This window comes from Endozoicomonas sp. Z74 (assembly GCF_057680865.1).
Genome location: NZ_JBLYZI010000073.1, coordinates 1 through 14,818, shown reverse-complemented (window position 1 = coordinate 14,818; position 14,818 = coordinate 1). Strand labels below are relative to the sequence as shown.

15 protein-coding genes are annotated in these 14,818 nt (G+C 50.1%); 6 read left to right on the top strand and 9 right to left on the bottom strand.

Going from position 1 to position 14,818, the window contains the following annotated elements; translation table 11 throughout:
• The first annotated feature begins 15 nt into the window (after positions 1–15).
• Entirely contained in the window at positions 16–1,284 is a 1,269-nt protein-coding gene (locus ACNRUY_RS18335; protein WP_488113100.1) for an OprD family outer membrane porin, read from the top strand.
• Positions 1,285–1,478: 194 nt separating this feature from the next.
• Here the strand turns inward: ACNRUY_RS18335 and ACNRUY_RS18330 are convergent, their stop codons facing one another.
• Together ACNRUY_RS18330 and ACNRUY_RS18325 are read right to left on the bottom strand one after the other, a co-directional pair.
• A complete protein-coding gene (locus ACNRUY_RS18330) occupies positions 1,479–2,759 on the bottom strand; it encodes an OprD family outer membrane porin (RefSeq protein WP_488113099.1) in 1,281 nt (426 codons plus the stop codon).
• A gap of 228 nt (positions 2,760–2,987) precedes the next feature.
• Complete coding sequence (locus tag ACNRUY_RS18325) at positions 2,988–3,329, bottom strand: HU family DNA-binding protein (protein WP_488113098.1); 342 nt, start codon at positions 3,327–3,329, stop codon at positions 2,988–2,990.
• 977 nt (positions 3,330–4,306) lie between these two features.
• On the opposite strand from ACNRUY_RS18325, the gene ACNRUY_RS18320 reads away from it, so the two are divergent.
• Positions 4,307–4,696, top strand: a complete 390-nt coding sequence (locus tag ACNRUY_RS18320) for a cold-shock protein (RefSeq protein ID WP_488113114.1) — start codon at positions 4,307–4,309, stop codon at positions 4,694–4,696.
• A gap of 67 nt (positions 4,697–4,763) precedes the next feature.
• Here ACNRUY_RS18320 and ACNRUY_RS18315 read toward each other — a convergent pair whose 3' ends face one another.
• Both ACNRUY_RS18315 and ACNRUY_RS18310 read right to left on the bottom strand, forming a co-directional pair.
• On the bottom strand, positions 4,764–4,964 hold the full coding sequence (locus ACNRUY_RS18315; RefSeq protein WP_488113097.1) for a SlyX family protein: 201 nt from the start codon (positions 4,962–4,964) through the stop codon (positions 4,764–4,766).
• Positions 4,965–5,053: 89 nt separating this feature from the next.
• Positions 5,054–5,497 carry an HIT domain-containing protein gene (locus ACNRUY_RS18310; RefSeq protein WP_488113096.1) on the bottom strand — a complete coding sequence of 148 codons (444 nt, stop codon included), beginning with the start codon at positions 5,495–5,497 and terminating at the stop codon, positions 5,054–5,056.
• Between the two features lie 102 nt (positions 5,498–5,599).
• Here ACNRUY_RS18310 and ACNRUY_RS18305 point away from each other — a divergent pair, with 102 nt between their 5' ends.
• The 3 genes from ACNRUY_RS18305 (at position 5,600) to ACNRUY_RS18295 (ending at position 8,635) form a co-directional block, all read left to right on the top strand.
• Positions 5,600–7,315, top strand: a complete 1,716-nt coding sequence (locus tag ACNRUY_RS18305) for a proline--tRNA ligase (RefSeq protein WP_488113095.1) — start codon at positions 5,600–5,602, stop codon at positions 7,313–7,315.
• A 91-nt stretch (positions 7,316–7,406) separates the two neighbouring features.
• Positions 7,407–7,937 carry a lytic transglycosylase domain-containing protein gene (locus tag ACNRUY_RS18300; protein ID WP_488113094.1) on the top strand — a complete coding sequence of 177 codons (531 nt, stop codon included), beginning with the start codon at positions 7,407–7,409 and terminating at the stop codon, positions 7,935–7,937.
• 155 nt (positions 7,938–8,092) lie between these two features.
• On the top strand, positions 8,093–8,635 hold the full coding sequence (locus tag ACNRUY_RS18295) for a chorismate mutase (protein WP_488113093.1): 543 nt from the start codon (positions 8,093–8,095) through the stop codon (positions 8,633–8,635).
• A gap of 35 nt (positions 8,636–8,670) precedes the next feature.
• On the opposite strand, the gene ACNRUY_RS18290 is transcribed toward ACNRUY_RS18295, so the two are convergent.
• The 5 genes from ACNRUY_RS18290 to ACNRUY_RS18270 all read right to left on the bottom strand — a co-directional run bounded on the left by ACNRUY_RS18290 (position 8,671) and on the right by ACNRUY_RS18270 (position 13,243).
• Positions 8,671–8,943: an acylphosphatase gene (locus tag ACNRUY_RS18290; RefSeq protein WP_488113092.1), complete on the bottom strand. Its 273-nt coding sequence runs from the start codon at positions 8,941–8,943 to the stop codon at positions 8,671–8,673.
• Between the two features lie 15 nt (positions 8,944–8,958).
• Positions 8,959–9,435, bottom strand: a complete 477-nt coding sequence (locus tag ACNRUY_RS18285; protein ID WP_488113091.1) for a TlpA family protein disulfide reductase — start codon at positions 9,433–9,435, stop codon at positions 8,959–8,961.
• 140 nt (positions 9,436–9,575) lie between these two features.
• Positions 9,576–10,370 (bottom strand): SDR family NAD(P)-dependent oxidoreductase, encoded by a 795-nt coding sequence (locus ACNRUY_RS18280; RefSeq protein ID WP_488113090.1) that lies wholly within the window; start codon positions 10,368–10,370, stop codon positions 9,576–9,578.
• Between the two features lie 80 nt (positions 10,371–10,450).
• Entirely contained in the window at positions 10,451–11,635 is a 1,185-nt protein-coding gene (purT, locus tag ACNRUY_RS18275; protein WP_488113089.1) for a formate-dependent phosphoribosylglycinamide formyltransferase, read from the bottom strand.
• A 360-nt stretch (positions 11,636–11,995) separates the two neighbouring features.
• Positions 11,996–13,243: a YihY family inner membrane protein gene (locus ACNRUY_RS18270; protein WP_488113088.1), complete on the bottom strand. Its 1,248-nt coding sequence runs from the start codon at positions 13,241–13,243 to the stop codon at positions 11,996–11,998.
• Between the two features lie 622 nt (positions 13,244–13,865).
• Here ACNRUY_RS18270 and ACNRUY_RS18265 point away from each other — a divergent pair.
• Positions 13,866–14,708, top strand: coding sequence for a hypothetical protein (locus ACNRUY_RS18265; protein WP_488113087.1), 843 nt, complete (start codon positions 13,866–13,868; stop codon positions 14,706–14,708).
• Positions 14,709–14,818 lie beyond the last annotated feature (110 nt).

The following is a 14,818-nucleotide window of genomic DNA, read 5'->3' as shown; positions in this document are numbered from 1 at the left end:
ACAAGGAGCAATAACATGAAAAGGATTCGCCTGAGCGCCCTCAGCGCAGCAGTGATAATGTCAGCCGCTGCTCACAGTAACGCCCTGACTGACAATGAGTTGATCAAGGACAGCTCTCTGGATATTCACTTGAGAAACTATTACAAAAACGACGGTTCGAAGGCTTCTGATACCCGTAATCCCACACAGGTTCAGTGGTCTCAGGCCATCAGCGCCAATTTTACTTCCGGCTTTTATGATGGACTGGCCGGGTTTGACCTGGGTGGCTACTATGCCCTGAAACTGCGGGGTCAAAACAATGCCATGACCGGCCTTCTTCCTGTGAAAGATGATGGTGATTCCTTCAGTTATGGAAAAACAACCTACGCCATTAAATTCAATCTGAATGGAATGGGTGTCGCAAAATATGGGCGAATGTTTCTGGAAACGCCTCTGTTGAATGACTCTGATTCCCGAAGCCTGCCCAGCCTTACTGAAGCTTTCTATGCAGAAGGCACTCTGGACGCTTTATATCTGTATGCCATTCTGGCCACAAAAAACAACCCAAGATCGGAATCAGGCTTTGACAACATGATGGTCAACGGCAGCAAAAAAGACGTAAAAGTGGCTGGCGGTAACTATGACTTTCGCAACGGTCTGAACACTCATGTTGCCATTGGACAACAAGATGACTTTGCCAGGCGCGCTTATGTTCATCTTGATTATGCAAGAGATATAGTGGATATGGACGGCTATTCAGTCAATGCCGGCCTGGTGTATGCCAATAATGACCGGATTGGATTCAGCAAAGAGGCTGATGAAGATAACTCTCAGAAATCCTGGGGCATTATGTTAGGAGCCTCCCTGGGAAAAGCCTCCTTCGGTGTCAGGTTCCAGGCGGTCAACCAAACCGATATGGGCGCCTTTGACAGTACCTGGTCGGTGGGGGAAGACGGAGATTCTGACAACACTGAGTACTTCGGCCCCAATGCGATGATGATCAGCGACTTTAACGCCAGTGGCCAGAACTCCTGGGGCTTTAACGCCGGTTATGATTTTACCGGCATGGTGGATGGCCTGAACCTTTCAGCCGCTTACGTTATGGGTGACCGGGATCCCAAAGGAGATAACAACGATACTGATGAAAAAGAGTACAATCTGATGGCCAGTTATACGCTTCCCCAGATGGAAGGGTTGAACCTTGCCGCCCAATACGGAAAAAACACTCAGAAACCAGAAGGAAGCTCTGAGGTTGAAGCCACGCAAGTTCGCTTTATCGTGAAATACGATATGTCCGCGTTTTAATTTCCCTTTCTCCTGACTCTCTAACCACCCTCTTGACAGCTCACCCTGGTTCCCATGTTATGCGTGGGAACCCATCCCCACTCGCTTCTCAAAAGAGCCATCAAGTACATACAGTGCCAGCCAAAGAGCATAAAAGCATGGGCGAAAAAAAACGTCGACCGAAGCCGACGTTTGGGTTCAATACAATACCCTACTTAAAAAGCAGATATTGAATAAGTCAAGTAGAGACGGTTAACCTTGTCATGCTGAAGCTTAACATTAGCGGCATCATGACGGTAATCAGTGAACAACCAGGCAACAGATAAGCCATCAAAACTTCCATCAAAGGCATATGAAACATAGCTGCCGTATTCACGACGCTTAAACCCATCTATGCTGACACCACTGACTTCAGCGTCTTTACCCTTGGCATACCAGAGATCCCAGCTCAGGCCGGCCAGCCCCTGATCAGCAAAGTTGTAACCCGCATTGACTACGTACGCCTTCTCTCCCTCAGCAGAAAAGTCTTCCCACAGCGCCAGACTGGAGTTCCAGTTGTCATTATCGCCATTACCAAGATAACGATCATCATAATCAGCATCTTTGGTATCGTTATAACCAACACCGGCATAGGCATTTCCAAAATGGAGAGTAGCATTGATGTTGTAATACTTGGAATCATCATCATCCTGATCACGATCCAGCTTCCCGTAACGGGCATCCAGGTCAACAGAGTTGTCGTCACCTATATCAATGGAATAACCGGCCTTCAAAAACGTCTGCTTTACGGTATCAGCTTCCGCTACACCTTTAGCCTTTCCGTATTCAGCAGCCAGTGAAAGTCCTTCATACCCATAGTTGGCACCAAAGATCTGGAGGTGTTCAACCTCTCCACCCGATACTCCTTCAAGCTTCTGGCTGAAGGTTGATTCATTACGGCCACTGACACCGTCAATCTGGGTGAAGTAAGCAGTGGCACCGGCATAACCAGCAGAAAGGTCTAAGCCATTGGAGCTGGCAGCCAGAATACGTGAACCTGAGTCAGAATACGTTTCAGTACCACGCTTTTTAACCCCGACCGAACCACCAAAATCGACACCACTGAAGGTGTGACGAGCTTTCAGATAAGCCTGCTGAAAACCAGAAATGGCATCCCCCTTACCGTCAGATGCCGCTGCCACGTTAGTGATATTGGTATTTTCCTTGACACTGAGCGGTCCTGCATAGCCCGCTGTAACAACCGCTCCTACCATGTCATTGACATAGCCGGTATCAAAATCAGCAATCAGGCCATGAACCCACTCATCACGGCTTGCAGCAGTTCTGAGCGCATCAGTCGTAAGCAAATCAGACTTGGCATCTTCCTTCCAATAGTAATTCTTGTAGGTAAACGTCAGACTTGGATCCATGGTGACAGACTCAGCAGCCTGTACAGAAGTGGTTGCTACGGCTGCAGCCACAGCAACACCCAGCGCGCTCTTTGCAAGCGTTTTCATTTGGAATCGCTCCCTGTAAGTGTTTTTAGTGTTTTGCGTTGTGCTTTTTTACTTCACTCATTCACACAACCATTGCGCCAACCACCAACTGCCCTAAGCAGTTCCCCTTGGAGGCCTACATCCTTGCGCAACGATTAAGCATTTTTCTATATCAGTTCACAAATTGCAACTAAAAAAAAGGGATCTTGCGATCCCTTTTGAGATTTTCATGAAAAGGCTTTCAGCCATTCAAGAAGAAGCAAACTCCTTCAGTTTCTTCAACGGCCTGACCTTAACTTGGATAGAAGCGGGCTTGGCGGGAACATCCATCAGTTCTCCGGGCTTAAAGGGATTGGGCACCCCTTTGCGGGCTTTCTGGGCCGGCTTTTTCTTGGTGACGATTTTCAGAAGCCCGGGTAAAGTAAATTCACCACACCCCCTTTTTTTAATATGTCGCTCAACCAGATCACCCAGTTCATCCATCACCGCACTGACCTGCTTACGACTCAAGCCAGTGTTGTCTGCAATTTCAGACAGCATCTGGGTTTTGCTGTATCTCTCTTTTATGGCAGGGGCTTTTTTAGCGGCCATAGTCTTATTCTCCTGATGAAAATTCCCTTTAAACAGGGCATTGATACTATTGAGTGCTTGTCAGCACTTGCCAATGCTCATGCAGCTACTGTTTAAAACAGTCTAACCGCAGGTTCCGATGCTGTTTTTATACAACCACACAGCTAAACGCTTGTCTCACTCTTATGTCCAGCACTTGTATTCAAACAAACCAGACCACGAGTACAGCTACTGCACTATCTGCCACTGCATCAGGCGGATACCGGCACCTCCCTATACCGAACCCCTCACTTTTACCGTCTATTTAGCCTCCCTTTTTTTTGCAAAAGGGCATGCCAATAACCGTGAGTACACGCTTTTGTCCTGAACTGTTCCGTCGCAGCACTTTAAAACACGGCGATTGCAGAACAGAAACTCCAGAGGTACTAAAGACCACTATAATATCAGCGTTTTTCCACGTCGAGCATTTTTTCCACAAAGATTTATCCTGCCATACCCACTACAGACAGGCATCTAAACTATTTTGGGCAAACAGTATGCTGTCTCAGGGAACGCAGTACCGAATATTTGAGAAAAGCGCCGCTTGGGGTTACATTTAAAAGCTTATTGCACGTATTGGATCATTGGCTGCATCACCCCGTTCAGCCATTTTTGTCGACAGGGAAGCCCTGCTTTCTCTGCGTTTTCAAGACCAGAACCGCTGTTTTTTCAGGTACTGGTTGAGTGTTTGGTCATCTTCAGCTGACCCTGATAACAAATAAAAGGAATATCCATTGAAATCGATGAAACTCATTCACACCCTGGTGGGCCTGATTACCCTGGCCCTGTTCATCACAGAAATCACAGGGGTTTCCAACCTTTCTCCTGTGCCTGCAGACTGGAGTACACCGGCTCTACTGGTGCTTCTGACCACTGCCACAGGCAACACACTGCTTGGAACACTTATCAGTAATGCCAGAGACAGCAGGCAAATAGCTCAATTTCTGACTTCAGTATTAATGCTGGCAGGTTCAGCTCTGGCGATCGGGTCACTGTTCAACGGCTCCACCCTCCTTGCAGGCTTTCCCACAGAACAGCTGGCTATGATAGCCGTGGTAACTGCAACTCTGCTTCATTTTGCCACCAATGTGAAACAGGTAATCCTTCACAGCCCCCAGATAACCGACGACTCTGGCCGCGAAACCGGTACGGTAAAGTGGTTTAATGTCACCAAAGGGTTTGGTTTTATCACCCGGGATCAGGGCGATGACGTATTTGTCCATTACCGGGCGATCCGGGGTGAAGGCCATCGCACCCTGTCAGAAGGTCAGAGAGTGGAGTTTATTGTCATTGAGAAAGATAAGGGGCTCCAGGCGGAAGACGTCATCGCTGCCGCCAGCGGCCGATAGGGCAAAAGCACAAGGAAGCTCCCTGCCACCGCGCTCAGCCCGACAGAGCAGTTCCATGAACCTTTAATCAATAATGAGGAGGCGGCTCCTCCTCCTGATTCTCCAGCTCTCCAGAGGCGACTTCATCCAGCTGTTTTTTCAACTGGGCAATCGCCTCTGTCAGGCGCTCTATATCTTTTTGCTGACGCGTCACCACCTCATTGAGCTGAGCGATGGTATCTTCCTGAAAGCTCAGCTGCGTCTGCATTTCCAACAGTTCATCTTTCATAAGCGTTACTCCACATCAAGGTGCAACCACTACCTTATCAATTGCCATATAACCGGAAGTAAATGGAAAAAAACAGCGCTTTAGCACCTTCATGGCAGCGGATACAACCAGTCAAATGATGCCTCCTTGCAGATAGCTGGTTTCAATTTCTCAAGCAGGCTTTCCACACCAGACGGTTCATAATGTCTGGCTGGATGCCGCCCCCATACCGGAGCAGGCCAGGCCTGATCACCCACATACCGGACCACATGGTGAATATGGAGTTGTCGAACCACATTTCCAAGGGCGGCCACATTCATTTTGTCTGCACCAAACACCTCCTTCAGCAACCGGGACAAAAGAGAGGACTCCCTGAGCACCTGCTGTTGATCGCTCTCATTCAACTGATAAAGCTCTTCAACATTCTTCATCCTGGGCACCAGAATAAACCAGGGATAAGTCGCATCATTCATCAGCAACAACCGGCTCACAGGAAAGTCCCCCAATACAAAACAGTCCCGGGACAATTGGGAGTCCAGTACAAAGTCGTTCATTCTGCAATTCCTGTTTCAGGCTCTGTTCATTTCAATGGGTGAAATCATACCCGCTAACCCGTAAAATAGCGTCCTATTTACTTTTCCTCGGTAACAGAACACATGAGAACCAGTCAGTACCTGATTCCAACGCTCAAGGAAACACCTGCCGATGCAGTGGTCATCAGCCACCAGCTGATGCTGCGGGCAGGCATGATTCGTAAACTGGCATCGGGCCTCTATACCTGGCTGCCCGTGGGCCTGAAAGTACTGCAGAAAGTTGAAAACATTGTCCGTGAGGAAATGAACCGGTCCGGAGCCCTGGAAACCCTGATGCCCGCCGTCCAGCCTGCGGAGCTCTGGCAGGAGTCCGGGCGATGGGAAGAATACGGTGCCGAACTGCTCCGTATCCATGACCGTCATAACCGGGACTTTGTCATTGGCCCTACCCATGAAGAGGTCATTACCGACATTGCCCGCAACGAGCTGAACAGCTACAAGCAACTCCCCATGAATCTCTATCAGATTCAAACCAAATTCCGGGATGAGCGCCGCCCCCGTTTCGGTCTCATGCGTGGACGGGAGTTCATCATGAAAGACGCTTACTCTTTCCACGCCAGTGAAGAGTGCCTGAAAGCGGAATACCAGAATATGCACGAAACCTATTGTCGCATATTTGACCGGCTTGGCCTTGAGTACCGTCCCGTTCAGGCAGACAGCGGTGCTATCGGAGGAACCGGCTCCCAGGAATTCCACGTGCTGGCACAATCCGGGGAAGATGCCATCGTATTCAGTGACCAGAGCGATTACGCCGCCAATATCGAAAAAGCGGAAGCCCTGGCTCCTGAAGGTGAGCGCCCATCCCCCACCCTGGAGATGAGCCTGGTAGACACGCCCGATGCCAAAACCATTGACCAGCTGGTAGAGCAATTTGACCTGCCTGTTGAAAAGACCGTAAAGACGCTGGTCGTGGCGGCCGCGGAAGAGGCGGAAACCGACTTTATCGCCCTGCTGGTTCGTGGCGATCACGAACTCAATGAAATCAAGGCTGAAAATCTGCCGGACGTGGCATCTCCACTGCGCTTTGCCTCTGATGAAGAGATCAAGGCCGTTATGGGTGCTGGCCCGGGATCCCTTGGCCCCGTCAACAGCCCGATCCCGGTGATTGTGGACCGGACCGTTGCCAAAATGGCCGACTTTGGAGCCGGCGCCAATATCGACCACAAGCACTATTTTGGCATCAACTGGGAACGCGACTGCACTTTCCTCCGGGTCGAAGACCTGCGCAACATCGTCGAAGGCGACCCAAGCCCCTGCGGCAAAGGCACCCTGTTTATCAAGCGGGGTATTGAAGTCGGCCATATTTTCCAGCTGGGCACTAAATACAGTGATGCCATGAATGCCACGGTATTGAGCGAAAATGGCAAGAGCGTCCCCATGGCCATGGGCTGTTACGGCATCGGTGTATCCAGAATCGTTGCTGCCGCCATTGAGCAGAACCATGACGACAGAGGCATTATATGGCCCGAAGCCATCGCACCGTTCAAGGTGGCGCTGGTTCCCCTGAAAATTGAAAAGTCCGAAGCAGTGCGTGAGGCCACCGAAGCCCTGTACCAGGAACTGACTGAAGCTGGATTTGAAGTCCTGATGGACGATAGAAAGGCTAGTCCCGGTGTAAAATTTGCCGATATGGAACTGATTGGCATTCCCCATCGCGTTGTCTTAAGCGACCGGGGATTGGCCAACGGTCAGGTGGAATACAAACACCGTTCAGCCCAGGATAAAGAAGACGTTCAGCTGAGTGAAATCACTAAGTTACTTAAAAGCCGGATGGCTTAATAACACCACTGCTCAAAAGGCTGATAGTGCTCATGGAAGCCATGAAAAAAGACCTCCCGTTTTGGCGGGAGCCTTCTTTCTGCTGGTGATCATGAGCTCCATCACCAGCACCGCTCTGGCCCACCGGTCAGACCCGGTGCTTCAGAGTATCCTGTCCCGTTCCCTGGACCAGTCCAGCAGTTTTGAAGATCGGTTCGAGGCCCAGGTCTGGCTGATGGATATGTCCGCCAGACTGGCCACCTTTATTAAAGACCCGGAATTCAGGGTTGAGTTGCTCAGGCAGATTCACTATGAAGCCTCAAAAGCGGAACTTCAGCCTGAGCTGGTGCTGGCATTGATCCAGACAGAATCGTCCTTTGACCAGTTTGCGGTTTCCTCAGCCGGTGCCCAGGGGTTAATGCAGATCATGCCATTCTGGAAAAACGTGATAGGCCGCGACCATGACAACCTGACCCGCGTCCAGACCAATTTGCGGTATGGTTGTACCATTCTCAGCTACTACCTGGAAAAAGAAAACGGCAATCTCACCCGTGCGCTGGCCCGCTACAACGGCAGCCTTGGGAAGACTTGGTATCCGGAGCGGGTACTGACCAACTGGGAAAGACACTGGCAGCTGAACTGAGCTGAACCTTTACTGGAAACGCTTTTTCAAACGCGCCACTGACCACTGAAAAAAACAACCTGAAGCCGCTTCACCCCCCCCCCTTTAAACACCCATTTCACCGCCGACATAATCAATAGCCCTGAGCCAATACTTCTGAAAGAGTCGGTCCTGTCATGGTCAGTTCTTCATCAGCAGCTGAAAACCCACACAGCCAACAGGCTTCATCACTGCCCGCGGATATCAGGAAAACAGTCCACACCCTGCTTACTCTGATCGCTCAACGCCTGGACATCATGCCTGAAATAGCAGAGCTGAAAAACCGTCTGGGAGAACCCATTGAAGACACCGAGAGAGAAGCCCTGGTCATTGACCATTCTCTGGAGATTGCCCGGGAGATTGGCCTGAACGAACAGCTGGCAAACCGGCTGATACAGGGTCAGATCAGCGCCGCCAAATGCATTCAGAGCAAATGTCAGACAATCTCACCTCTGCCCGGAAACCAGGCGGCAAAAAGAAAAGCGCAGTTAAGAAAAGACATCATTGATCTTGAGAAAGGCATTCTGACCACACTCCACTCCCTTGAGCAGGCATTAGCAGACCCTTTGGTTCAACAGGAAGTCCACAGGCAACTGGAAGCTAACGGGGCTGATAGCCATTTTCGGGATGAAGACGTTCTGTCATTCATAAAGGCAGCTCTGACCCACAGGCAGGCATAACCGGTAACCACCTTTACCAGGCAATCATCAAACTTCTAACCTGTCGTAAAGTCAGCAAAATCCTGAAAGGCTTCGTCAGCCACATAAACCCCGGTTACCTTTGCCAGAGGCGGACCTTGATGAAGCCACCGCTCCAGCTCTGACACAGAAACATCATCCCCGCTCATCAGCACTTCCACACGACCGTCTGGTAAATTTCTGGCCCAGCCGACAATGCCAAGCCTGCGGGCCTGCTGCTGAGTTGAACCACGAAACCAGACACCCTGAACACGCCCTTCCACCAGGGCTCTTTTACAGACATCAACCATTGATACTCCTGAGCCTTAACCTGACAAGCCTGCCTGCAACTGCTGGACACGCTGCTCAAGACCGGAACGGGTCTGAGGCCCATAAAGCCTGTCCACCACTTTCCCCTCAGGGGACAATATATACGTCGCTGGTAAAACCTGGGGGGCTTTCTCTTTTAACTGCTCCAGAGGAGACTGTTGAAGAACTGGAAACTGTATGCCCAGAGCAGCCACCTTTGACTTCAACGACTCCCCCTGACTGCCATCAAAATCCAGCCCCACCACCCGGATCTGGCCGGATTGACCCAGTTCATTCAATTCAGGAACCTCTTCGCGGCATGGGTCGCACCACTCCGCCCAGAAGTTAAGCACCAGCCACTGCCCCTGATCGCTCCTGAGGGAGACAGGTTTGCCCTGGGTATCGGTAAAAGGGGGCTTGCTGCAACCAGCAATAGCGGCCAGAAGAACAAAAACCAGGGTTAAAGACCGCCCCGGATGGTTACCAAGATTCATAGACTCCTCCCAGCATTGTCAAGAACGTCAACGACATGCCCCTTTTTTTATTTTTGGCCTGTGAACAGGCCACTATTCATCAATGCACAGGTATTTTCAACGTTCCAGGTAAGCGACATTGAACACTCGTAGTTATTTAATCAGTAGCTGGCACGCCCACCAGTGATATCAAAAACAGCCCCTGTGGAAAAGCTGTTTTCATCCGACAACAACCATCCAACCAGACTGGCTATTTCATCCACTTCCACCATTCGTTTTCTGGGTGTCCTGGAAAGGGCGTAACGAACCAGGCTCTTGCTGATCTGACCTGCCATGTCGGTATTGGCCAGAGACGGAGTAACACAGTTAACGGCAATATTATAGTCAGCAAGCTCTTTGCCCAGTGTTTTGGTAAGGGCGATGACACCGGCCTTTGCCGCACTGTACGCAGATGACCAGGGAATCCCTTCCTTGCCAGCCAGAGACGCCATATTGACCACACGACCATAATTGTTATCGATCATTTGAGGGATAAGTGCCCTGCAACACAGAAACACACTGGTCAGATCGGTTTGCAAAACACGATCCCACTCATCCAGCGGGTATTCCCAGGTATTGATGTTGGTACCCACTACACCGGCGTTATTGACCAGGAGCTCCACCGGCCCCCAGGATGAAAACAGTGCCTGGGCAGCAGAGGTGACGGCCTCAGGGGCGGACACATCGACCTGCCTTAATTCAAACGAACCTTCAAGGCTCTCCGCACTTTGCTCAAGGGCACCATGGTCACAATCCCAGAGGCTCACCCTGGCACCACTGGCCAGCAGCCTTCGGGTAACGGCCAGACCTATTCCCTTGGCCGCACCGGTGACCACTGCCGTTTTACCCTCAAAGTTATATTCAGCCATCTTCAATAGAATCCCCTGGAAGGTGGGCCATGCCAGTATAGAACTCATTTTTCTATCTGCAGCCTGGCACGGCTTTGTTTTTTTAACGAGCCACCTTCTTCAGCTTTCCCTGCCCGATGGGATGTGACTTAACAGGCCACGGTCACCTTATCTGCAGCAGCAGCTGCCAGAGAACGGGCCTGCTCTGCGGAATCCCCCAATGCGAGCACCACCCCCATTCGACGGACACCCTGCAACTCAGGCTTACCAAACAGTCGCAGCTCGGTATCCTCCTGTGCAAGTGCTTGATCAAGACCCTGATAAACCGGATTATCCGACTCACCAGAAACTTTTATGACTGCTGAGGCCGCTGGCCGGTGCTGGTAAATGGTCGGCACTGGTAAACCGATAATCGCTCTGGAATGCAGCGCAAACTCACTTAAATTCTGGGAAATAAGCGTCACCATGCCAGTATCATGGGGCCTTGGGGAGACCTCATTAAAGAGCACCTGATCATCCTTGATAAACAGCTCAACACCAAATAGACCAAAACCGCCCAGTGCTTCAGTGATGGCCCCTGCAACCCGCTCGGCCTCAGCCAGAGCCTCTGGTGACATGGCCTGTGGCTGCCAGGATTCCACATAATCCCCATCACACTGGCGGTGACCAATGGGTGGGCAGAACCGGGTGCCCTGACGGGTACGAACCGTCAACAGAGTGATCTCATAGTCAAAATCCACAAAACCTTCCACGATCACCCGGGTTTTACCAGCACGCCCCGCATCCAGCGCATGCCCCCAGGCCCGGGAGATGTCTTCACGGGAGCGAATCACACTCTGCCCTTTGCCTGATGAGCTCATGACCGGCTTGACCACGCAGGGAAAGCCCACCCCATCAACCGCCTCTTCCAGTTCACGCTCTGACTCGGCAAAACGATAACCCGACGTAGGAAGGCCCAGAGTTTCCGCCGCCAGTCTGCGGATCCCCTCCCGGTCCATGGTCAACCGGGTTGCCCTGGCACTGGGTACCACCACGCTGGCGCCTGCTGCCTCCACTTCTTCCAGCACATGGGTGGCAATGGCTTCAATTTCCGGAACAATGTAATGGGGTTGTTCTTCTGCAATCAGCGCCTTCAATGCCACCTCATCCAACATGTTAACAACATGGCTGCGATGAGCTACCTGCATAGCCGGCGCATTGGGGTAACGGTCAGCGGCAATCACTTCAACGCCCAATCGTTGAAACTCAATGGCCACCTCCTTACCCAGTTCGCCCGCACCCAGTAACAACACTCGCGTACCCGACCTGGCCAGAGGCGTTCCTATCGATACCATCAGGTTAATACTCCAAAAAAGGGAATGGGATGATCAGCTTAGGAGCCTGCCGGACTTACGACAGTTTCGGCCTAAAATCCAGAAAGAACGGCCAAATTGTCCGATGAATTCGATTAAATAGACCGGCTATTCGCACGAATCCATCGGACAATTTGACTCGTTCTACTGAATTTTATGCTCGAAAGCATAAGCCCGGCAGGCTCCTAATATTTTCCTGTACAACCGCCCACAGCGAAAGCAAAAAAGTAAACCTTTCCTTATAAAAAAATGGACGAACACCCTTTCTCACGTTTTTACAGTTTTCTTCGCCTTGCATCGCCAGAGCCTGGCGCGACAGGCTGCTAATCCACTGAACAATGATCAACGGGATAACAGCTGATCCAGGGAGCCCTCAAGCACCTCTGACTTTGACCGGTTGATTGTTTTTATTCGTTCTGCCAGCTCAGCCAGCCAGCCCGGAGAGTGACCACTGGCAAAACTCTCAAGTGCTTTATCATCCGGTAAAGGCCAGGGCAGCTGCCCACAGAAAGCCACCAGACTGACCTGACGAAGATCTCTGGCCAGCATCCAGTCACCGGACTCATTCTTGCTGATCATCCCCATATGCATCAGCCGAACCGTATACTGCTCCCAGTCATCCAGAGAGACTGAGCTCTCCATGGACCGCAGGTGGGCATAGGTTAACCCTTTGCCTTCCTGAAAACGGACCTGAAAAGCCTTGAGCATCGTGAGTATCGACACCAATGGATGAAGACGCTCGCCACTGGCATTGCCCCCATATAGCGCCAGTGACCGAACAATAACGGCCCCCAGCAGCACCAGAAGCCAGCTCAGATAAATCCACAACAGAAACAGGGGCACCGCCGCAAACGCCCCATAGATCAACTGATAAGAAGGCGAAAGGCTGATAAACAGGGCAAATCCGGCTTTCGCCAGCTCCACCAGAAAGGCCACAAACACGGCCCCGATCAAACCATGACGGACGGGCACTTTACGATTGGGAACCGCTACGTACAAAAGAGTAAACACCAGGGTACTGAGCAAAAAGGGCATCAGACGAAGCAGCCAGCGCTCAACCCCCAGCCAGCCCCCAACAAAGGCAGTGGTATCCGACACCAGTTTCAGGGAGGCCAGGTAAGACGTAAGAATAAAGCCGGCCCCCAGCAACAGTGGGCCCAGGCTGAGAATCGCCCAATAAAGCAGAAACCCAGACACTCTCCGGCGCACCTGATCCACCTGCCAGATCTTGTTCAGAGCCCCATCAATGGTCCTCAGCATCATAAATGAAGTCACCAGCAGAAAAGCCACCCCTACGCCGGTGAGCTTTCGCGCCTGCTGGGAAAAATCACTGAGATAGGATTGCACTACCGCCCCGGTGGCCGGCACAAAATTCTCAAAGATAAAGTTCTGCACCGTATCACTGACCCCGTTCAGACTGGGGATGGCTGACAGCATGCTGTAGGTCACCGTCATCATGGGCACCACAGCAAACAGGGTAGTGTAGGTCAGTGCTGCGGCATTCTCGGCACACCGGTTTTCCTGGAAACGGGACAACACCACTGCAGTGAAACGCCTGAGCATCTGGATAAAATGCAACACCGGCTCCATGATAAACTCCCTGTCAAACAGAAAGGTCAGTTTACCCAATTAAGTAAAAAAAAACCTCCCGCCGTGGCTGATATGACAAGGATTTTCGCATATCTTTTTTCGCCACCACTGAGTTATATTCAGAGGGTTAAAGGCTAGACGGACCGTCATAATAGAATACTTTGATCATCCAATGACTCTTGGAGAACTTCAAGCAGGTCACAGCAGCCAGAAACAACCTGTCACCTGTTGTTTACAGCCGGTGATATCAACACTCCTTTTTTGATTAAATCCTATTTGTAAAACAGGCCTATTTCAGCGAACTCAGGACATCAGTAAAACGCTTATCGATAACGGGATCACACTCTTCCACAAATAAATCTTACCCACACTGAATAAGTACAGGAGCAGCCAGACAATTTTCCCGTTCATTCATGGCAATTACCAAGAAACTATATATACTGGCTATATTCATATTATGCGACATAAATTGAGACGATCTTTCTACCAAGTGGACATAAAACAAAAAGGGATAATCAGTAAAACACCGTCAAACTAAATGACATGAATACAGTGGTGAAAATCATGTTGAATTGCTTTTATCACGCTTTACGATCAACGTCATTAACAATGAATACCGAATATGTATCGATTACGAGAGTTCATTATTGGCACTTCTGTTTTTATGTTCCTGGTTATGGAAAATACATCTGCAAATCCTATCCCCAAATCAACTAAAACCACTCTTCCATCAACAACACTCGCCCCAACTTTGACAAAGCTTGTTCTCACGAATATTACAACCATCACTCCAATGGACGGAGGCAGTAATAAATTCCATATAACCCATAAAAAATGCCCAACCAACCAAGACCAGATGGAAAGTGCAACCTCTCTATTTGTATGCCCTAAAGACCTTTATTATCACTGCATTCCAAATCAAAATGGCGAATACGGTGAGGTTTGCACTAAACCGATGTGGGTACAATCTAACCTGTGCCCAGAATACAACACCATAGCAACAAAGTTGGATGTATTAACATGCAACTTCAGACTAGGTGACTGCCCAACTGTAACTTACCTAAGTAATAAAGGTTGGGAGTTCTCAGCCTGCAGTGATCCATCAGAAGATTTTCTTGAAATGCACGTTGACGATGAAGAAATAAATGAGAAACAGGTGAATGCTAGAACGTCTGATTATGAAAGCTCAGAAGAATGGGTCATTCCCGTTGCAACCGTCGGATCTCTGATCACTTTTACGGGTCTCACGTATTTGTCGATGGCGGTTGTATGTCACCTTAAGGTAAACCGGCCAAGGCTTTGTTCACTGGCCATACTTAAATGGGCCCTTCCTACGATAAACATCTCAAGTGATAACACACTCTCCGAACAGGAAAAATCACAGCTTGCTGAAATGCCTCCTGAAAAAATCGAAGAAATGCTATCTGTTCTTGAAAAAGCGAGAAGAAGGCGCTGTTCAAATTAAGTGTTGCTCTACCCAATGTATAGAAACTTGATCTAAAAAAGCCTCCTCTGAGAAGAGTTGAGTTTTAAGAAACCTTTTCCACCCGAGGTAACGAGACAGGTATTTTGTTG